The organism is Gaoshiqia sp. US2 (assembly GCF_059705485.1).
The window spans coordinates 4,072,745-4,093,257 of the sequence record NZ_AP048550.1 but is presented as its reverse complement, the minus strand read 5'-3'; the positions used below and the strand labels follow the sequence as shown (position 1 = coordinate 4,093,257).

General features: G+C 44.5%; 16 protein-coding genes and 1 pseudogene. All 17 read left to right on the top strand.

Going from position 1 to position 20,513, the window contains the following annotated elements:
- Positions 1-142 precede the first annotated feature (142 nt).
- Positions 143-1,099 (top strand): DMT family transporter, encoded by a 957-nt coding sequence (locus AC6H3C_RS16295; protein ID WP_497516472.1) that lies wholly within the window; start codon positions 143-145, stop codon positions 1,097-1,099.
- Positions 1,100-1,291: 192 nt separating this feature from the next.
- Positions 1,292-1,885, top strand: coding sequence for a hypothetical protein (locus AC6H3C_RS16290; RefSeq protein ID WP_497516471.1), 594 nt, complete (start codon positions 1,292-1,294; stop codon positions 1,883-1,885).
- Between the two features lie 20 nt (positions 1,886-1,905).
- Positions 1,906-3,321 carry a flotillin family protein gene (locus AC6H3C_RS16285; RefSeq protein WP_497516470.1) on the top strand — a complete coding sequence of 472 codons (1,416 nt, stop codon included), beginning with the start codon at positions 1,906-1,908 and terminating at the stop codon, positions 3,319-3,321.
- 163 nt (positions 3,322-3,484) lie between these two features.
- The gene (locus tag AC6H3C_RS16280) at positions 3,485-4,096 is read left to right on the top strand and encodes a TetR/AcrR family transcriptional regulator (protein ID WP_497516469.1); all 612 of its coding nucleotides are present in this window, start codon (positions 3,485-3,487) and stop codon (positions 4,094-4,096) included.
- Between the two features lie 12 nt (positions 4,097-4,108).
- Positions 4,109-5,365, top strand: coding sequence for a TolC family protein (locus tag AC6H3C_RS16275; protein ID WP_497516468.1), 1,257 nt, complete (start codon positions 4,109-4,111; stop codon positions 5,363-5,365).
- A gap of 17 nt (positions 5,366-5,382) precedes the next feature.
- Positions 5,383-6,282: an HlyD family secretion protein gene (locus AC6H3C_RS16270; RefSeq protein ID WP_497516467.1), complete on the top strand. Its 900-nt coding sequence runs from the start codon at positions 5,383-5,385 to the stop codon at positions 6,280-6,282.
- Between the two features lie 88 nt (positions 6,283-6,370).
- Positions 6,371-7,294 carry an ABC transporter ATP-binding protein gene (locus tag AC6H3C_RS16265; protein ID WP_497516466.1) on the top strand — a complete coding sequence of 308 codons (924 nt, stop codon included), beginning with the start codon at positions 6,371-6,373 and terminating at the stop codon, positions 7,292-7,294.
- A gap of 90 nt (positions 7,295-7,384) precedes the next feature.
- Positions 7,385-8,179 (top strand): ABC transporter ATP-binding protein, encoded by a 795-nt coding sequence (locus AC6H3C_RS16260; RefSeq protein WP_497516465.1) that lies wholly within the window; start codon positions 7,385-7,387, stop codon positions 8,177-8,179.
- A gap of 57 nt (positions 8,180-8,236) precedes the next feature.
- A pseudogene (locus AC6H3C_RS16255) lies at positions 8,237-8,593 on the top strand (four helix bundle protein).
- A 48-nt stretch (positions 8,594-8,641) separates the two neighbouring features.
- Positions 8,642-9,748 carry an ABC transporter permease gene (locus tag AC6H3C_RS16250; protein ID WP_497516464.1) on the top strand — a complete coding sequence of 369 codons (1,107 nt, stop codon included), beginning with the start codon at positions 8,642-8,644 and terminating at the stop codon, positions 9,746-9,748.
- Positions 9,749-9,789: 41 nt separating this feature from the next.
- Positions 9,790-10,167, top strand: a complete 378-nt coding sequence (locus AC6H3C_RS16245) for a four helix bundle protein (protein WP_497516463.1) — start codon at positions 9,790-9,792, stop codon at positions 10,165-10,167.
- A 91-nt stretch (positions 10,168-10,258) separates the two neighbouring features.
- Complete coding sequence (locus tag AC6H3C_RS16240; protein WP_497516462.1) at positions 10,259-11,377, top strand: ABC transporter permease; 1,119 nt, start codon at positions 10,259-10,261, stop codon at positions 11,375-11,377.
- A gap of 185 nt (positions 11,378-11,562) precedes the next feature.
- Positions 11,563-12,120, top strand: a complete 558-nt coding sequence (locus AC6H3C_RS16235; protein ID WP_497516461.1) for an RNA polymerase sigma-70 factor — start codon at positions 11,563-11,565, stop codon at positions 12,118-12,120.
- Between the two features lie 94 nt (positions 12,121-12,214).
- Positions 12,215-13,327 carry a FecR family protein gene (locus tag AC6H3C_RS16230; RefSeq protein WP_497516460.1) on the top strand — a complete coding sequence of 371 codons (1,113 nt, stop codon included), beginning with the start codon at positions 12,215-12,217 and terminating at the stop codon, positions 13,325-13,327.
- Positions 13,328-13,529: 202 nt separating this feature from the next.
- Complete coding sequence (locus tag AC6H3C_RS16225) at positions 13,530-16,868, top strand: SusC/RagA family TonB-linked outer membrane protein (protein ID WP_497516459.1); 3,339 nt, start codon at positions 13,530-13,532, stop codon at positions 16,866-16,868.
- 76 nt (positions 16,869-16,944) lie between these two features.
- A complete protein-coding gene (locus AC6H3C_RS16220; protein ID WP_497516458.1) occupies positions 16,945-18,507 on the top strand; it encodes a SusD/RagB family nutrient-binding outer membrane lipoprotein in 1,563 nt (520 codons plus the stop codon).
- Between the two features lie 136 nt (positions 18,508-18,643).
- Positions 18,644-20,503 carry a metallophosphoesterase gene (locus tag AC6H3C_RS16215; protein WP_497516457.1) on the top strand — a complete coding sequence of 620 codons (1,860 nt, stop codon included), beginning with the start codon at positions 18,644-18,646 and terminating at the stop codon, positions 20,501-20,503.
- The last annotated feature ends 10 nt before the right edge of the window (positions 20,504-20,513 follow it).

Here is a 20,513-nt window from a genome sequence, read left to right as displayed (position 1 = left end):
GCCGTTAGAATACAGCAAGTTGTAAAAATCAACTGTCAAACTCGGGAATAGACGCCCTTTTTTTTGTCAACAAATTATTATGCCACTTGTTTAAGAACCGCTGTTTGCAACTTAATTCAGGATAAATTATCAACTTTGTGGCATGTCAGCCCTAAAAAGATGTTTTTCAAATACGGTATTCCTGGCGATTATCGCCTGTTTGCTCTGGTCGTCGGCCTTTGTTGGCGTAAAAATCGGGCTAAAATACCATTCGCCTTTTCAGTTTGCAGGGGTACGGTTTATTATTTCGGGCTTGATGCTTATTTTTTATTTCAATAATAGGCGGAATTATTGGAACGAAGTTCGGCTGAACTGGCGTTTTATTGCATTGATATCGGGTTTGCAGACGGTTATTCAGTACATGCTTTTTTACGCGGGAATCAATTTGTTGCCGGCATCGGTTTCTGCGATGATCATTGGTTCGTCTCCCTTGTTTATTTCGGTGGTTTCTCATTTCAGCTTTTCTAACGATAAAATGGACGGGCTGAAAACGCTCAGTATTTTATTCGGAGTGGCCGGGGTGGCTATTATTAGTATCGGAGGAAGCGAGTTGTCCTCGGGGTTGCAGATTAGTTTGTTGGGAGTGGTTTTACTTTTAATGAATAATTTGACATCGGGATTTGCCAATGTTTTGGTGGCAAAAAAACCTGACGGAATTTCGCCGGTGGTGCTTAGCTCTTCTTCTTTATTGATTGGCGGTATTGTGCTGACGATGATTTCTGTTCCCATCGAAGGTTATGGGTTGAAAACTGTTTCTGCTGAATATTTTATAGCATTGGGCTGGTTGAGTTTCCTTTCGGCGGCAGCTTTTGGCATTTGGTTTACCCTGCTCCAACGTCCTCATGTAAAAGTATCCGAACTCAATACCTGGAAGTTCCTGATACCTGTATCCGGGGCTGTGTTGAGCTGGCTTATCCTTCCCGATGAAAAACCGGATTGGGTATCTGTTTCAGGCATGCTGGTAATTGCTTCCTCTTTGTTCATGATGAATTACTCCAACCGGAGAGCTGCCGGTTTACTGCCTCAGCCTGTCCTGGTTTCTGTAAAAAAGGAAAAATAGTATTTCCACACCTGACCCACATAAACAATAATTTGCCCGGAACCGTATCTAACCATCGGCGAGTCAGTATTTTCTTGGTTTCCCTAATCATGTTTGACATTCGGATTTATTTTTTTAATATAATTTGTATTTTGCCATTGGAAAGAAAAAGTTAATTCGTAATTTTAACAGAACAATTTTTTATCACCCGTTATGATACTATCCTTCTTTCCGGTTTGGCAGGAACTTAACCTGCTCGAACAAATTTATTGGATCGTTACGATTCCGTCCACCTTAATTTTCCTTGTGATGCTTGTTTCAACGGTTATCGGAGCAGATGTGGATGCTGATGTTGAAACCGATTTCGATGTCTCTCTGGCCGATGGCGACAGTATTCCGTTTCAGTTTTTGTCGTTGAAGAATATTGTTGCATTTTTTGCCATGTTTGGTTGGTCAGGCCTGGGGTTTATCCATGCCGGACTATCTGTTTGGCTGATCATCTTATTGTCTGTTTTATGCGGTTTCCTGATGATGCTCGCGATGGCCACCTTGTTTTATTTTATGGCGAAGTTGTCGGAAACCGGTAATTTGAGGATGAAAAATGCCATTGGAAAGCTTGGCGAAGTTTATTTAACCATCCCGGCAAAACAAGGAGGATTGGGGAAAGTTCAGATGACCATCCAGGGGACACTCCATACCCTTGACGCCATGACGAATGATGAGGAACCCATCGTTACGTCGGCCATCATCCAGGTGGTTGATGTGATTGATGACCAGATTCTTTTGGTGAAGCGACATTCCAACTAAAAATCAATTAATAACTAGCTATGGACAATTATTTTGTGATTATGGTCAGCCTTGCTGCCCTGTTCTTGTTTATGATTATCGTGGCCATGACGAAACGTTACAAGCGTTGCCCGTCCGACCGCATTCTTGTTGTTTACGGTAAAGTAGGCAAAGGGATTAACAGTGAATACCGTTCTGCAAAATGTATTCACGGAGGAGCTGCCTTCATTTGGCCGATTATTCACGCGTACGAGTTTCTTGATCTGACACCGATTTCGATCGAGATTAATTTGAGGAGCGCTTTGAGTAAGCAAAACATTCGCGTTGATGTTCCTTCCCGGTTCACGGTTGGTATTTCCACCGAACCAAGCGTTATGACTAATGCAGCAGAACGTTTGCTGGGACTTTCGCAGGAAACGATCAGTAATCTGGCTAAAGACATAATTTTTGGCCAATTACGTTTGGTTGTTGCCACCATGGAGATTGAGGAGATTAACAGTAACCGCGATAAGTTTCTGGCTGCCGTGTCGTCAAATGTAGAAGCGGAACTCAAAAAAATCGGCTTGAAACTGATCAACGTGAACGTGACCGACATCAATGATGAATCGGGTTATATTGAGGCATTGGGTAAAGAAGCAGCGGCAAAGGCCATTAACGATGCCAAGAAAAGTGTTGCTGAAAAGAACCGTGACGGCGAAATCGGACAAGCGGATGCCCACCAGGAGCAACGTGTTCAGGTTGCCCGGGCCGATGCTACGGCTGTTGAAGGTGAAAATATAGCCAAAGTAACCATCGCCAACTCAGATGCAGAGCGACGCGAAAAAGAAGCTGAAGCCACGCGTAAAGCGATTGCTGCCGAAAAAGTTAAACAGGCACAGGCGCTCGAAGAAGCTTATGCTGCCGAACGGGCCGCCGAGCTGGTGCGCGCTGATCGTGATAAGGCTACTCAAACCGCGAATATTGTGGTGCCGGCAGAAATTGATAAGCAAAAAGTTGAAATTGATGCAGAAGCCTTAGCCGAACAAATCCGGCGCCATGCGAAGGGAGAGGCCGATGCGATTTATATGAAAATGGAGGCTCAGGCAAAAGGGATTTACGAAATTCTGAGTAAACAGGCTAACGGTTTCGATATGCTGGTAAAAGCTGCCGGTAACAATTCGAAAGACGCGGTAATGATGATGATTGCCGATAAGTTGCCTGAACTGGTAAAAACCCAGGTGGAAGCGATCAAAAACATCAAAATTGATAAAGTAACCGTTTGGGAAACCGGAAACGGCAAAGACGGCAAAACTTCGACGGCCAATTTTATGCAAGGCATGTTGGGAGCCATTCCTCCATTGGATGATATATTTAAAACAGCTGGTCTGGAGTTGCCTGATTATTTAAAAGGAAAGACTGCCCCAGTTGAAAAAACCGCTAAATCTGAAGAAAAACAGATAAAGAAAACGGATGAATAATCTGTCTTACAGGATTTGACTTTAGAAGGGCAGCCCTTGGGTTGCCCTTCTATTTTGAAAGAAATTTAACCGTTTGGTTAAATTTTTTGGTTAATTTATTTGGCTGCTATAAACAGATGTCCTATATTTGACCACACGATTTAACCAATTAGTTAAAACAAATATGGACTCAAAGAAAGATAACACCGAGGAAAAAATTCTGGATGCCGCCACAACCGTGTTCGTGCGTAAAGGCATGGATGGAGCACGCATGCAGGAAATAGCCGATGAGGCAAAAATCAATAAAGCCTTATTACATTACTATTTCAGGAGTAAAGACAAGCTGTTTGACGCCATCTTTAGCAAAATCATCAGTTTTGCTTTCCCTAAAATTGGCCAGATCTTGCAATCGGATATCGATTTTAAATCGAAGGTGGAACAAGCCATTGACACTTACCTCGACTTGTTGCTGAAGTATCCGTATTTGCCCGGGTTTATTCTGAAAGAGGTGAACCGCGATCCTTCCGTTTTCTTCAAATTGGTGATTAAACATGGTTTTAGTCCGAAACCCATCTTTAAAATCATCTCGGAAGCAATGGACCGGGGAGAAATTATCCGCATGAAACCGGAACACCTGGTGGTCAACGTGATTAGCTTGTGCGTGTTTCCTTTTGCTGGCAAACCGGTCATCAGTTTTGTTGCGTTCGACGAAGATAAAGAAGCCACTCAGGCTTTTCTTGAAGAACGAAAAGAAGAAGTAAAACGATTTGTCCTCAGGGCCATTGAACCCAAATAAACAATGAAAGCAATGATCAGAAAACAATTATTCCTGTGGCTCCTGTTGCCGGTCCAATTGATGATGGCGCAGGAGCCGGTGAGTTTGAACGATTGCCGGGAATGGGCCCGGGAGCAACACCCGTTTTTAAAACAGCAGGAGCTTTACCGGCAGATGGCTGAGTTGAAACTGGCAAACAGCGAAACCAATTATCTGCCGCAAATCAGTCTGAATGCCCAGGCCACTTACCAGTCTGATGTAACCCGCGTCGGAATTTCGCTTCCTGGTGTTAGTATTCCTGAAGTATCAAAAGATCAATATAAAATGTACCTCGATGTGCGACAGGATATTTGGGATGGCGGACTGACCAGGGCCAATGACCGCCTTGAAACCGCACAGGAGGCTACCAATCGTCAGGCTGTTGAGGTAGAATTGTATCAGGTGAACGAGCAGGTAAATCATTTGTTTTTTACCAGTTTCGTTTTTCAGCAAAACCTGGAGATTCTGGCGAAAAAAAAGGAAACCCTGGAAGCGGGGAAGCGACAGGCCGAATCGGGTGTAAAACATGGTGTGGCGCTGGCTTCCGACCTGGACTTGCTGCTTGCCGAACTGATCAAAGTGAAGCAACAACAAATTGAATTGCAGTCGAACCGGGAAACCGTTCTTTCAGCCCTGGCCATTCTTACGGGAAAACAGTCAAAAGATCTTCAGAATCTCGTGATTGAAACAACCGATCCGGCTGACAGCCAGGTAAACCGCCCTGAGTTAAATTTGTTTGAAAAGCAGACAGACTTGCTTGCGGCAACGTCGGATTTACTTCAGAAGAAACGGAATCCCCGTTTATTTGGTTTTGGACAGGCAGGCTACGGACGCCCCGGCTTAAACATGCTGAATGATGAATTTGATACCTATTACCTGGTTGGTATGGGATTGAACTGGACTATTTTCGACTGGAAAAATACCAAACGCGATAAGGAGATGATTAGCTTGCAGCAGCAGATGGTCCAAACGCATCGACAACAATTTGAACGTCAGGTGAACATTGCGCTCGACAGCGAATCGCGCAAGATCAGGCAATTAAAAGAAATACTCGAAAGCGACCGGGAGCTGATTGAACTACAGGCGCGGATTACGAAAAGCTCTGCCTCAAAGCTTGAAAACGGAACCATAACCATGTCGGATTATCTTCAGGACCTCAATGCAGAAATGACTGCCCGGATCACTTTCGAAACACGCAAGGTACAGTTGGAAGCTGCTAAAATCAATTATCAAAACATACAGGGTAACTAACATTGAAAAACAGAAACATGAAACCTCAATATCTAGTTGTGTTGGCATTGGTCATGCTGGCGTCGTGTAAAGAAAAAGATGAAAAATCGGACGCCTATGGCAATTTTGAAACCGAAGAGACAATTGTGTCGGCTGAACAGACGGGAAAATTGATCCGTTTTGGACTTGAGTTGGGCAGCCAGGTAACCAAAGAGGAACTGATTGCGGTGGTAGATACCAGCCAGTTGAGTCTTCAAATGCAGCAAGTGATGGCACAGCAGCGGGCCGTGGCGACTAAAAAAATCAGCGTTAGGGCGCAGTCGGAAGTGTTACGTGAACAAATCAAAAATCTGAAAATCAATCAGGAACGTGTTCATAAACTATTTGCAGATCAGGCGGCAACCCAGCAGCAGGTTGACGATGTGGACGGCCAGATGCGCGTGTTGGAAAAACAGTTGGAAAGTCTGAATACACAATTTATATCCATCGACAGCGAGATGGCAGTGTTGTCGGCCCAGTTGGATGTTGTAAAAAACCAATTGGAAAAATGCCGGATTATCAGCCCGATGACCGGTGTTGTGCTCGAAAAATATGTGGAACCGGGCGAGTTGGTTTCACCAGGGAAAGCGATTGTCAAACTTGGAGACCTGACTGAATTGGACTTACGCGTTTATGTTAGCGGGGCTCAGCTGCCCGGCATCAAACTTGGACAAGAGGTGAACGTGTTGATTGACAAAGATAAAGATGAAAATCAAGCGATGACGGGAATTGTGAGCTGGATTTCACCCGAAGCTGAGTTTACGCCGAAGATCATTCAAACCAAAGAAGAACGGGTGAAGTTGGTCTATGCGGTGAAAGTGAAGGTGAAAAATGACGGGCGATTGAAAATAGGCATGCCGGGCGAAGTCAGGTTAGTGAACAGTGGTCAGTCGCAGTGAGCAATTTCTGTGACCACTTGCCGATGCTGAACGTTAGCCGCTGGTTGCCAGCAGTCCTTTAATCTTGAAACTTGGAACTTGAAACTTAATGATCGAAGTCAAAAACATATCAAAGTCCTACGACAAAACCGCTGCTTTGAAAGATATTTCGTTTGAAGTGAAGAAAGGCGAGTTGTTCGGACTGATCGGGCCGGATGGCGCCGGAAAGACCACGCTGATGCGTATCCTGATGACCTTGCTTGTTCCGGATTCCGGCCAGGCAAATATGGCGGATCTGGATGTGGTAAAAGATTATAAAAAAATCAGGGGGATTGTGGGGTACATGCCCGGTCGTTTTTCGCTCTACCAGGATTTGACAGTGGAGGAAAACCTGGCGTTTTTTGCAACGGTGTTTGGAACCACCATTGCCGAAAATTACGATCTGATCAGGGATATCTACGTTCAGATAGAGCCGTTTAAAACACGTTTGGCCGGTAAACTTTCCGGCGGAATGAAACAGAAGCTGGCTCTTTCGTGCGCCCTCATCCATAAACCCGAAATTCTGATACTCGACGAACCGACTACCGGCGTGGATGCCGTTTCGCGCAAGGAATTCTGGGAGATGCTGAAGAAGCTCCGTAACCAGGGAATTACCATCCTGGTTTCAACGCCATATATGGATGAAGCCGGTCTGTGCGACCGGGTGGCGCTGATGCAGAAAGGACAAATCCTGAGAATCGATAGCCCGGCCCGCGTTGTGGAGAATTATACCCGAACCCTACTTGCCGCCCGTTCCGAAGATATGTACCGGCTGATCAGCGATCTGCGCGACTGGGAAAAAGTGGAAACGGCTTATGCCTTCGGACAATTTGTACATGTTACACCGGTTGACGATGAAATGGAGGCTGTAGAACTGGAACAATACCTGATGAACAAAAATCACAAAAACTTACAGGTTTTTGAGATTACGCCGGGTATCGAGGATGTATTTATAGCGCTGATGGGAGAGGGGGATCAGTCTTCGTCTCAGTGATTAGGTAAAGTTTCAGATAATGGCTCAAAAATTAGTGCAATGCGATGATCAAAAAAAAAATCGATACAAGTAGCTGTAAAACAACGAGGAATGAATGACAAAAACAGACATAAAAGCGAACTGAAAGCTGAAATTGCGACCGAGAACTTTCCGGAAAAAGGCGAAAGAGTCATAACAGTCCGCGATCTCGTTAAAAAGTTCGGCTCGTTTGTAGCAAACGATCACCTGAATTTCGAAGTTTACAGGGGCGAGATTTTTGGTTTCCTGGGGGCAAACGGCGCCGGAAAAACAACGGCCATGCGAATTCTTTGCGGGCTGTCAAGCCCAACGTCAGGAGAAATTATGGTTGGAGGTTTTGATGTGTACACCCAAACGGAGCAAATTAAGCGCAACATTGGCTACATGAGCCAGAAATTTTCGTTGTACGAGGACATGACCATTGCCGAAAATATTCGCTTTTATGCCGGTATTTACGGCATCCCTCCAAAACAACGAAAGGCAAAAGAACAGGTGTTGCTTGAAAAATTGCAGTTGAAGAAAGAACGCGATAAACTGATCGCTTCGCTGCCTTTGGGCTGGAAACAAAAACTGGCTTTTTCTGTTGCCATTTTTCACGATCCTCAAATCGTATTCCTCGACGAGCCCACAGGAGGCGTTGACCCGATCACCCGCCGGCAGTTCTGGGATTTTATCTACGAAGCGGCTGCCGAAGGAAAAACCATTTTTGTGACAACTCACTACATGGACGAAGCCGAGTATTGTGATCGCGTGTCGATCATGGTGGATGGGCGCATCGCCGCCCTCGATACCCCCGAAAACCTGAAAAAACAGTTTGGGTCGGACGACATGAACGGGGTATTCCTGAAGCTGGCGAGAGGAGAGTAGTGAGTAGCGAGTAGTGGTGTTCAAACTGACCATATATATTAACCAAGATAGAAAATCATGAATCATTTCAAAGAATTAAAGGTTTGGCAAAAAGCAATTAGTCTTGTCATTGGTGTTTACAAAAACACACAATCTTTCACTAAGGAGGAAATTTATGGATTGACCTCTCAAATTCGACGCGCGGCCATTTCAATACCGTCCAATATAGCGGAGGGGGCTGGGTGAATATCTCCAGGTGATTTTAAGCATTATTTGAATATGGCCAGGGGATCCTCATTTGAGCTTGAAACTCAACTTACGATCGCTCTCAACCTGGATTATCTCATAAAAACAGATTTTGATGCATTGACTTCAGATTTGGATGAAATACAACGGATGTTAACCGGGTTACAAAATTCATTAAATATAAAGTAGCGGTACCAATACTCACGACTCGCTACTTACGACTCAAAACTCAAAACGATGAAACGGTTCTTCGGATTTGTAAAAAAAGAATTTTATCACATCTTCCGCGATGTGCGGACCATGATTATCCTGTTTGGGATACCAATTGTTCAGTTGTTGCTGTTCGGAACGGTGATCACCAACGAGATCAAAGATGTGCACATTGCCATACACGACCAGTCGAAAGATGAAGTAACCCGCGAAATCACCAACAAAATTTTGTCGTCTGGTTATTTTTTCATGGATCAGTACCTCGAAAGTACAGCTGATATTGAAGCGATCTTTAAAAAAGGCAAAGTAAAAGAAGTGCTGGTTTTTGAGCCGGACTTTGCCCGGAACCTGGAACGTGAAGGCAAGGCAGCCGTGCAGGTGGTTGCCGATGCGTCTGATCCGAACCTGGGCAAAATGCTGGCCGCTTATACCACAGGCATCATCAATGATTATATGCTGAAAGAAATGGGCGAATTTCAGTTGCCCATGCAAATTGAACCCGAAGTACGTATGTATTACAACGAAGAGTTGAAGTCGGTTTATATGTTTGTGCCCGGAATCATGTCCATGATCCTGATGCTGATCTCCGCCATGATGACCTCCATATCCATCACCCGGGAAAAAGAGCTGGGAACCATGGAGATTCTGTTGGTTTCGCCGCTGCGACCGGTACAGATCATCCTTGGGAAAGTAGCGCCGTATTTGAGTTTGTCGGTCATCAATGCCCTGATAATTTTGTTGATTGGCCACTTTGTATTCGGCGTCCCCATTCACGGGAGTTGGTTTTTGTTGATGGCGGAAAGTATCCTGTTTATCCTGATGGCCTTGTGTTTGGGCATTCTGATCTCCTCGGTTGCCAAAAACCAAATGGTGGCCATGTTTATTTCGATGATCGCGCTGATGTTACCAACGATCCTGCTGTCGGGTTTTATTTTCCCGATCGAAAACATGCCTTATCCATTGCAACTTTTGTCGAACCTGATGCCGCCGCGCTGGTTTATTGTCATCCTGAAAAATATTATGCTGAAAGGTACCGGTTTTCTGTACGTGTGGAAAGAAACCCTGATCCTGCTGGGCATGGCTGCTGTGTTTACTGCCATTGCCGTGCGGAAGTTCAAGGTAAGGCTGGAATAAAGTGTTCAGTAATGGTAGATTGTTCGCTAAAACGAAATTGTATGAATTTTAAAGATTTATTGGCTTATCAAAAAGCATTTCAGTTGGCAATGGATATTTATAAAATCTCCAAAAGGTATCCAAAAGAAGAAACGTACTCTTTGACCGATCAAATCCGAAGATCATCCAGATCAGTTTGTGCAAACATGGTTGAAGCGTATCGAAAACGGTTGTATGTGAAAAACTTTATCAGCAAGCTAACGGATTCTGATGGCGAAAATAGTGAAACGTCAGTCTGGCTGGATTTTGCCTATGCCTGCGAATACATCAGCGCAGAAGAACATCAAAAAATGTACTTCGAAACTGAAGAAATCGGGAAACTGATCAATTTCATGATCCTGCACCCCAAAAAATTTGGCTGTAAAGATAATGACGCATGAAAGCCGGAATCTTAGTAGCATTAATCAGTAGCACTGGTCACTGGATACTGGTACTGAACACTGTGACTGAACACTAATAAATTAAAGCACCATGAAAACAATTCGCTATATCCTTCAAAAAGAATTCATCCAGGTTTTCCGTAACAAAACCATGTTGCCCATGATTTTTGTGCTGCCCCTGGTGCAAATGCTGATCCTGGTTTTTGCAGCAACCTACGATTTAAAAAACGTGGATATTTACGTGGTCGACCAGGATTTATCGGCGACTTCGCGTGAACTGGCAGGTAAATTTGAAGGTTCACCGTTTTTTCGTCTGCACGATGCTTCGTTCGATCTGCAGGATACCGAAAACAGTTTCAAAAAAGAAGAGGCCGACTTTGTGATGGTCATCCCGCAAGGTTTTGAACGGTCATTGATCAGGGAAGAGGAGGCTAAGGTGCAATTGCTGATCAACGCGATTGATGGCAGCAAAGCCTCACTGATTTATTCCTACACGTTGGGGATCCTTTCGGGCTACAACAAGTCGGTGATTGCCGAATGGAAAGGCTTGCCCGAGTTTAATCCGCCCAGGAGAATTGAGGTGAAAGACAGCTATTGGTATAATCCCGAACTGGATTACAAATGGTATATGGCGCCGGGTATCCTGGCGATCCTGGTAACCATTATCGGCATGTTTTTGTCGGGCATGAACCTGGTACGCGAAAAGGAAATAGGTACCATTGAGCAACTCAACGTCACTCCCATCAAAAAGTACCAGTTTATTTTGGGCAAGCTGGCGCCGTTCCTGGTCATTGCTTTGTTCGATCTGGCTTTTGGGCTGGTGATTGCACGGGTAGTCTTCGACCTGCCCATCGTAGGAAGCTTGCCTTTGCTGTTTGGTTTTGCCGCCCTCTACCTGGTTGGCGTGCTTGGCCTGGGCTTGTTTATCTCAACGGTCACCGAAACGCAGCAACAAGTGATGTTTGTAACCTTCTTTTTTATGATGATTTTCATCCTGATGGGCGGCATATTTACCCCGGTCGAAAGTATGCCTCATTGGGCGCAATGGCTCAATCGGGTCAACCCGATCTATTATTTTATGCGGATTATGCGCATGGTTGTGCTGAAAGGCTCCGGCTTTCCCGATTTGTTGGATGAATTTATCTCGCTGACGGTGATTGGCATTTCGTTTTTAAGTTTGGCCATCTGGCGTTACCGGAAAACGAGTTGACCGAAAGGAAAAGCACATTTCAATATACTTCTGGAGAAGATCGCAGGTTGACTGGTTTGGACGTTTTTCTCAATTTCGCTTTTTTTTGGCATATGCTCATCATTTTTTCTAATTTTAGCCGGGATGAATGTCATAAAGTTGCGTGGGAATTTCTTATTTTTATTTCTGTCTGACAGTTATTTCCTATGAGCGTACTTGAAGATCAAACATGGATAAAAGCATTGAAGCAAAGTGACAAAAAAGCGTTTGATGCAATCTATTACAGATGTCACAAAAAGCTTTTTGCTTTTTCATTGAAATTTCTGAAAGAGCGGGAAGAGGTGGAAGATCTGATCCAGAAAGTATTTACCATTTTGTGGGAACGCCGGTTGCATCTGGATGAAAATAAGTCGGTTGAAGGATACCTGTTTCGGATTGTGCGGAACGAGATTTATGATATTTTAAAACTTCGGGCGATACGCGGACATTATAGCGATTATGTGGTTAACAGTCAGGAGGCGGATTTGGATGAGCTGGAAAAAAAGAAAATGATTGAGCATGTTTTTCAGTTGGTTGATCATTTGCCTGAGCGGCGCGCCCAAATTTTCAGGATGAGTAAAGAAGAAGGATTAACCTATAAACAGATTGCCGAAATTTTGCATATCTCAGAAAATACGGTGGATACCCAAATTCGCCACAGCCTCGATTTCTTAAGAAAAGAAATGCACAAACTCAGGATAATCATCCTGATCATTCTCGCCTGATTTCTTTCTTTTTTAGTCTCGAAAAAAATATCACTTTCCCTTTCACGGAAATAAATCCTTTTCAGGTATTCTTCATAGTAGAATCACGAATACTATGCAAAAGAAGAAGGAAATAAAAGAGCTCCTGGAACGGTTTTCTTTTGGGGAAATCAGTAAAGCTGAGCGGAAAATTGTATTCGATTTCTTTAATGATCCCGGGAACAAACTCCTTGTTAAGGACTGGATCGGCGAGAAATGGAACGAAACCGATGAGGACGAATTGAAGCTTGAATTTTCGTCGGCAGGCTTACTTGAACGGATTCATCAGAAGATTGATGAGCAAAAACAGTCGGGATTTTTCGTGCAGAAAAAAGGAAATGCACGTCTGAGACGAATTGTAAACGTGGCTTTACGTTACGCCGCGGTATGCCTGCTGGCCTGGGGCGCTCAATGGTATTGGCTGACACAACTGTCTGAAAGCAGTACCGGATCACAAACCTCTTACAACGAGATCACTGTGCCGCACGGTTCAAAATCGATGATCGTGCTGGGCGACAGTACCAAAGTATGGCTGAACGCCGGCGCTACGTTTCGTTATCCAACCAATTTTGAACGAAAAGGCCGGGAAATTTTTCTCGAAGGCGAAGCTTATTTCGAAGTTAAAAAGGATGAACATCGTCCTTTCCTGGTCAACATGAACGGCATGAATATCAAGGTGCACGGAACCAAATTCAATGTAAGAGCCTATGCCGGAGATAGCCGGCTCGAAACGGCCCTGCTGGAAGGTTCAATCGAAGTCATCGGGGTGAAATCGGAGCAGGGCAAAAACGATAATTTGTTTCTTAAGCCGGGGCAGAAGCTGGTTTTGTTCAAGGAGATTAACAAAGATGACGCTATTTCGGATCATCAGGGCGACAGTTTCGTTGGTTTGGACCCGGTTAAAATAGAACGTGCAGAACTGACCAACTTGCTTAGCGCCGAAAACGAAATTGCCTGGCGCGCGGATAAGCTGGTTTTTGAAAGGCAGCGTTTTGATGAAGTGAAAACCAAGCTGGAACGCTGGTATGGAGTGACGATTGATATTCAGGATTCCTCAATCTTAAATTACCGGTTCACCGGAACCTTTGACCAGGAAACCTTTGAACAGGCCATTGGCGCCTTGAAACATGCCGCCTCTTTTGACTATGAATTAAATAAGAAACATGTGATCATTAGAAAAAACAAATAAACGAACTTAAAAAATTGCGCCTATGTAAAAACTAAGCCTAACTAAAAAGTAGGGACCAACGAATGCACCACCATTCACTGGTCCCCGTGTGTAAATTAATTCCAGATAAAAATTATTAACACGTATCAATTCTATGAAAAAAAATCATTACGTACAAGGGAGAGATGCATTAATTTCTCTCTCCGGAAAAATTTTATTAGTCATGAAACTAACTATTGGAATGATCTTATTTTTCGTGTTTCAGGCTACCGCGGTCATTTCCCAGAACACGGTCGCAACGATAAATGTAAAAAATATCGAGATGGACCGGTTTTTTACGGAAATTGAACGGCAAACCTCCGTGAAATTTCTTTACCGCTACGAGAATATTGAAGGGAAACTGGTCAGCGTTAACATGGAAAATGCAACCGTTGATGAACTTCTTGAAACGGCTCTTCAGGGCAAAGGTCTCGATTTTAGTAAAATGGGGCATAACCTGATTGTCATTTCCTCAGTAGCCGGTTCCGAACCATCCGCTTTGATGCAAAGCAGAAGAGTAACAGGTAAGGTGACCGTCGGATCCGGGCTGCCCTTGCCCGGAGTAGGCATTTCGATACAAGGAACCACTACCGGAACCATTTCCGACGGAGAGGGTAACTATAGTTTGGTGGTTCCGAACGATCGGGCTGTTCTTCACTTTTCATTTATCGGTTATACCCCGCAGGATATTCAGGTAGGAAGCCAAACAATCATTAATGTGGTAATGGTTGAAGAAAAACTGGCGATTGAAGAAGTGGTTGTTACCGCGTTGGGGATCGAAAAAAGTAAAAGAAGTTTGAGTTACACGACGGAACAGGTTCAGGTTGAATCTCTAACAACAGTCCGTGATCCCAGCTTGGCAACTTCCATTTCAGGGAAAGTAGCAGGTGTTGCTGTTTCCAATTCATCAGGTGCTTCCGGCGTAGGCGGTAGTTCGAGGATCATCATTCGCGGGAACCGTTCAATCAGCGGCGGAAACCAACCGTTGATTGTTGTCGACGGTATACCTTACAGCAATTCCAAAGGAGTCATTTCTTCAGCCTCCGGGACCCGCGAAGTAGATTCGTTTGACGGCATTTCCAATATTAACGGAGATGACATACAGAGTATCAATATTCTTAAAGGCCCGGCGGCAGCGGTTTTATATGGATCTGCAGCCAACAACGGTGTTATTATCGTGACCACTAAAAAAGGGAAAATGGGCAAACCTCAGGTCGAATTTAACTCGATTACAACGGTTGATCTTCCGTATTTGTATCCGGAATTGCAGAATGAATATGCACAAGGGGCAGGAGGTATTTATAACCAGAATATTGATGTTAAAAGTTGGGGGCCAAAGATGACCGGACAGACGGTAACAAATTGGACAGGTGAAGAAACCAAGCTGACTCCTCAACCCAACAACGTCAAGGATTTCTATGAAAACGGTTACAATTTTACAAATACCCTATCATACAGTGCAGGCACCGAAAAATCATCAACCTATTTTTCCTATAGCAATACGACAGCGAGGGGCATGTTAAAAACCGATAAACTGGAAAGACACAACTTTAATTTGCGTATGACTGCCGAACTGTTAACAAAGCTGAAACTCGATTTTAAGATGACCTATTTTAATCAGGAAATGGATAACCGTCCTGGCAGCGGAGACGATTATTTTAGCCCGATGCAAGCTTTGTTGAGGATGCCGAGAAGTATGCGGACCGAAGATATTAAAAACTTTGAATATTATACCGACGAAGGTTCACTGAAACAAAATATGTGGGTTCCCGGCGGATCAGAATCTGTACTTAACCCATATTGGGCGATGTATCGCCGTGTTGCTCCAACCAACCGCGACCGTATTACCACCTTTGCTTCTTTGCGATACGACATAACCGACTGCCTGTGGGCACAGGGAAGGGTGTCTTTGGATGCTATTCATGATGATGGTGAAGAGAAAATATACTGGGATGCCAGTTATATAAACGATGGCACCGGAAACTATTTTACGGCTTTCAATAAAGGTAAGAATGTTACTGCCGACTTCATGCTGAACTTCCATAAAGACTTATCCAATGGATTTGGCTTTAGCGCTATGGCAGGAGCTGAATTAAAAGACAGCCGGGGAAGGTCTCAGACAGCAACAACAAACGGGCTGACAGTAGAAAATAAATTTGCGCTGAACTACGGAAAGTCAAATACAACATCTGATGGAGAATTCAGAACACAAATTCAAAGTCTTTTTGGGACAGCACAAGTTTCTTATAAATCCAAGCTGTACTTGGATTTTTCAGCACGGAATGACTGGAACTCAACCCTTCCGACTCCCTATGATTACTTCTATCCTTCTGTAGGTTTTATCGGTATTGTTTCTGATTTAGTTAAACTTCCGGATGTTATTTCTTTTGCCAAGGTTCGGTCTTCGTATGCCGAAGTTGGCGCCGGAGCTGGTTTTGCATCCATCTTTCAAACCTACGGAAGAAATACCGATGGCCCGATTGGTCAAATTACGACCAGTGGAAGCAAAGTGTCGGAAAAACTGATCCCGGAAAGGTCAAAATCGTGGGAAGCAGGGGCAGAAATTAAATTTTTTAATAATCGGTTAGGATTGGATTTTACGTGGTATAAGTCCAATACAATCAATCAGTTAATAAATGTTTCAGCTCCTCCGACTTCAGGATACACGAGTACCCAAATCAATTGTGGCGATATTCAAAACACAGGGGTTGAGATCATGATTTCTGCAACTCCTTTCGATAATTCAAAATTCTCCTGGGATACCTACCTCACTTTTTCAAAAAATAACAATGAGGTCAAAGAATTGTATCAAGGGATCAATAAGTATATTTTGAGCGGTGCAAACCTGGCCTTGGGTGAAGCCCGGGTTGAAGTCGGACGTCCGTACGGAGAAATCTATTCCAGAGGTTTTCGGCGCGACGATCAGGGACGTATCATTGTTGCCTCAACAGGACTTCCAATGATTACAGCGCTCGCTGATACTTACTTGGGTAACTTTAACTACGATTGGCAAAGCGGGTTAACCAATACTTTCAGATATAAAAACTGGCACTTGAATTTCTTGGTTGACCTGAATTACGGCGGTGTCAGACAATCGGCAACCGAATCTATGCTGGCGGCAACCGGTGGTGGAAAAGCGACCCTATATGGTCGTGAAGGATTTGTGTTTGATGGCGTCAAAGAAGATGGTTCGGTTAACGACATCCAGATAAAAGCCGAAGCTTACTGGACGGTGGTTGGAGGTCGGAGCTCCAATAATGGACCCGTTGAGTTGTTCAGCCACGAAGCCACCAATTCAAGACTTCGGGAACTTTCTCTGGGATATAAGATTCCTGTCAGGAGCAGTGCCGTTAAAACGATCGTGATATCAGCGGTTGGACGGAACCTGTTCTATTTTTACAATGGTTGTGACTGGTTTGATCCGGATGTTACCTACAATACAGGTGTGAACGGTCAAGGGGCAGAGAACTCCTTCCATCCGGGAGCCCGCACTTTAGGGTTTAATGTTAAATTATCCTTGTAATAATTATAATATATCAACTATGAAATATTCATTTATATCCAATAAAAACATAACGCTCCTCTTAATCTTGTTGCTAATGATTGGTGCCTGTACAGATGACTTTGAGGATTATAACACCAATAAAACCCAGTTAATGAAGGTGACAGACAAAGAATTGGCCGGATTGTTTACACGGGCGCTTATTGAAGGGAATTGTCAACTTACAAGTAATCAGTACAGCAGGTGGAAAAGTAACGTTACCGATCATTTTTCAGGTTATTGTGTCATCGGTGGTGTAGATCGCGAACAGAATGTTTTTCAGTTGGGACATCAACAGTCGGTTTTTAGCAACTTCTATAGCAAAGCTATTCCGGCAATTGTTGCTATCCAGACCAACTCCATCGAGAAAAATCCGGCAGCATATCATGTGGCAATGATCTGGAAGGGATATATAATGCAACGGCTGGTCGATTCCTGGGGACCACTTCCCTATACGGAAGCAGGGAACGGCAGCAATATTGTGCCTTACGAAAGTGTGAAGGATGTATATTACAATATCTTTCGGGACGTTACGGCGGCCGTAGATTATCTGACCGCAGAACTAGCCAAAAACCCTAATTTGAATGTATTTGGAGTAGGGGACATCATCTATCAGGGGAATGTAAATAAATGGGTGAAATTTGCCAATACCCTGCGCCTGCGTATGGCCTGCCGGATATCGAATATTGACGCTGCCAAAGCAAAAACAGAAGCAGAAGCCGCTATAAAAGGAGCAATGATGGACACGAATGATGATGATGCTTTTATTGTTGATGTTCCTTCTTTCAATGGGTTACAGAATGGCATGTGCCGGATCGGAGGATGGCACCAGAATTCCATGAGCACCTGTATGGAAAGTATTTTGAAAGGGTATAATGATCCCCGCATGCAGGAATATTTTTCAGTTGTCTCACAGGAAACCACCAGTGAACATCCTGAAATCATGGCTAATATTGGTGGTTATCATGGGTTAGCCCCCGGATTTACGTCTACCGATATTGTCGCATTTAAACTTTATTCCAATTTTGGACCCAGATGGGTGGGCCCCACAATTGTTTCAACTGCAGTCCCGATTAATGTCGGTAATGCAGCAGAAACCTGGTTTCTGAAAGCCGAAGGCGCATGGAGGGGATGGAATATGGGAGGAACAGCCCAGTCATTTTATGAAAAAGGAATTGAAATATCCATCAAACAATGGAGAGGAAGTTCATTTCCTGCAGCACAGATTACTGCCTATATTAACAGTATGGCTACTCCTGTAGCGCCTGATAATTTTCCTTATTATGATCCGCCTATGACTGACATCCCTGTGAAATTTGCTTCCAATGCAGAAAAGCAGTATGAACAAATTATCACGCAAAAATGGCTTGCTCTTTATCCGGATAGCTGGGAAGCCTGGAACGAATACCGCAGGACCCGTCTACCCAAATTATACCCGAAGAAAAATTCAATGAATCCGAATATTGATGTTACCAAGGGAATGATTGTAACCAGATTGCCTTATCCTGATAATGAAAGAACCGGGCAGCCGGAAGAATATGAAAAGGCTGTTCTGCTCCTTGGCGGGCCCGATCTGGAAACTACGCCTCTCTGGTGGGATGTAAATACAAACGGAAATTAGCTGGCTGAATAACCCGCTGACTATTAACCATGATAAAAAACCTGGCAGGCGTCAAAAACCTGTCAGGTTTATTTAAACGCTGCCGGCGTCAGAAACGACGTTGTTGGCAAACTGTTTTTCAGAAAATTGAATAACTATGAAACCAAAAATATGCCTGTCCGGGCTGTTTCTGTTTTTTGCCTTGTTGCTGGGTGCACAGCCTATCGATTTTGTGGTAAAACCTTACCTGCAGCAACTAACCGACAGTTCATTCCGGCTGCTGTGGGAAACTTCGCTGCCCGGGCGAGGCGTGGTAAAATTTGGCGAAGCCGAATTTAATGTCCTCCAACCCAAGCTCAATCAACTTTTTCAGGGGCAAAAATCTGACACCTTTCACCGGGTGGTGGTAAGCGGCTTAAAAGCCGGCGGGCATTATTTTTATCAGGCCATCACAATCGGCGAAAAAGGAGATACCCTGCGGGGACCGTTAACACCGCTTCATATACCGGATTACGGGCAAATGCCGGTATCGTTTACCGTGGTGGGCGATACGCAGGGAAACCCCAACGTGTGGGGACGAATTGCCGGCTTGATGCAACGCGAGCGGCCTTCGTTTGTGGTTCATGCCGGCGACCTGGTCCAGTATGGTCCGCACAAAGACGACTGGACGGATGAATTTTTCAAGCCTGCGGCTGAATTGTTCCGCTTTTGCCCGCTTTACCCAACCATCGGCAACCACGAAATGAACCACGACTGGTTTTACCGGTATCTCGACCTGCCTGACCCGGAATGGTTCTACACGGTGAAAAAGGGCGGGGCGCTTTTTATCTTCGTCAATACCAACAACGACATTCTTCCCGGTTCTGAGCAGTACGATCGCCTGCAGCAGATTCTGGCCGCTTCGTCCGAAACCTGGAAAATAATGGTCCACCATCACCCCGTTTATACATCCGATGAAAAAGCATATGGAAATACCTGGTTTCAGCGGCAACATCATGGCGACCCTAACCATATGCACCTGAAAAAACTATACGAAACCTATGGCGTGGATGTGGTTCTGAACGGGCACGTTCACCTGTACGAACGAACCTGGCCCATTGCCAACGATCGCGTCGATTTTGAAAACGGCGTGTTGTATATCAGCCTGGGCGGGGGTGGCGGCAGCCTCGACCCGGCCGGCGCAAACCGGAACTGGTACATGGCCAAAGCCCGTAATTCACATCATTTTCTGAGTGTAAAAATTGCTGGTAATCGTTTTTTTGCCGAAGCCATCGATACGTCGGGCGTTGTTTTCGACTCGTGGAGCATTGAAAAAAAAACCGGGTACAAACGGTTGAATGCCCCCTTGGTGACCGAAACAAAACAATATTTCATCGATTCAACAACGGTCAGTCTTCATAACCTGAATCAAAGCGGCGAATTGGTGTATCAACTGCCGGAAGGCGAATTGAATGCCGGCGCGAAGAAGACCGTCAGCCTTCATCTAAACGAAAGTCTGACGCTTTCGGCCTTTGTGCGCGATGCAGGCCAACAGAGCCGCGTGGCGGAAAAGGCTTTTGTCAAACTACCGGTTTTTCCTTCGGTTAAAAAGGCGTCCCGGGGAGTTACAGCCACTTATTTTGAAGGCGGTTGGATTGCCCTGCCCGATTTCGCCAAACTGAAACCTTTAAAAACATTCCAACTTGATTCGGTAAGCCTGCAAAACATTCATCCCCGCGCACAAGACCATTTTGCCGTCCGGTTTACCGGAAGTTTTTCTGTTCCCGAAACAGCCGTGTATCGCTTTCTGTTGCAATCGTTCGATGGCAGCAAATTGTTTATCGACGGGAGTGAAGTCATTAGCAACGATGGCATTCATTACGAAATCAGCAAAGAAAATTTCATCGGTTTAGAGAAAGGCCTGCATACCTTCGAAATTCAGTATTTCGATTTTGTAAGGCGCGAAACTTTGAACATCTGGATTGGGCAAAGCAAGGAAAAGATGCTGAATTTTAATAAATTCATCGTTTCTAACTAAATCAAATGCT

Coding starts and splice junctions, on each gene's coding strand:
- AC6H3C_RS16295 (WP_497516472.1), top strand. CDS start 143: ATGTCAGCCCTAAAAAGATGTTTTTCAAATACGGTATTCCTGGCGATT.
- AC6H3C_RS16290 (WP_497516471.1), top strand. CDS start 1,292: ATGATACTATCCTTCTTTCCGGTTTGGCAGGAACTTAACCTGCTCGAA.
- AC6H3C_RS16285 (WP_497516470.1), top strand. CDS start 1,906: ATGGACAATTATTTTGTGATTATGGTCAGCCTTGCTGCCCTGTTCTTG.
- AC6H3C_RS16280 (WP_497516469.1), top strand. CDS start 3,485: ATGGACTCAAAGAAAGATAACACCGAGGAAAAAATTCTGGATGCCGCC.
- AC6H3C_RS16275 (WP_497516468.1), top strand. CDS start 4,109: ATGATCAGAAAACAATTATTCCTGTGGCTCCTGTTGCCGGTCCAATTG.
- AC6H3C_RS16270 (WP_497516467.1), top strand. CDS start 5,383: ATGAAACCTCAATATCTAGTTGTGTTGGCATTGGTCATGCTGGCGTCG.
- AC6H3C_RS16265 (WP_497516466.1), top strand. CDS start 6,371: ATGATCGAAGTCAAAAACATATCAAAGTCCTACGACAAAACCGCTGCT.
- AC6H3C_RS16260 (WP_497516465.1), top strand. CDS start 7,385: ATGAATGACAAAAACAGACATAAAAGCGAACTGAAAGCTGAAATTGCG.
- AC6H3C_RS16250 (WP_497516464.1), top strand. CDS start 8,642: ATGAAACGGTTCTTCGGATTTGTAAAAAAAGAATTTTATCACATCTTC.
- AC6H3C_RS16245 (WP_497516463.1), top strand. CDS start 9,790: ATGAATTTTAAAGATTTATTGGCTTATCAAAAAGCATTTCAGTTGGCA.
- AC6H3C_RS16240 (WP_497516462.1), top strand. CDS start 10,259: ATGAAAACAATTCGCTATATCCTTCAAAAAGAATTCATCCAGGTTTTC.
- AC6H3C_RS16235 (WP_497516461.1), top strand. CDS start 11,563: ATGAGCGTACTTGAAGATCAAACATGGATAAAAGCATTGAAGCAAAGT.
- AC6H3C_RS16230 (WP_497516460.1), top strand. CDS start 12,215: ATGCAAAAGAAGAAGGAAATAAAAGAGCTCCTGGAACGGTTTTCTTTT.
- AC6H3C_RS16225 (WP_497516459.1), top strand. CDS start 13,530: ATGAAACTAACTATTGGAATGATCTTATTTTTCGTGTTTCAGGCTACC.
- AC6H3C_RS16220 (WP_497516458.1), top strand. CDS start 16,945: ATGATTGGTGCCTGTACAGATGACTTTGAGGATTATAACACCAATAAA.
- AC6H3C_RS16215 (WP_497516457.1), top strand. CDS start 18,644: ATGAAACCAAAAATATGCCTGTCCGGGCTGTTTCTGTTTTTTGCCTTG.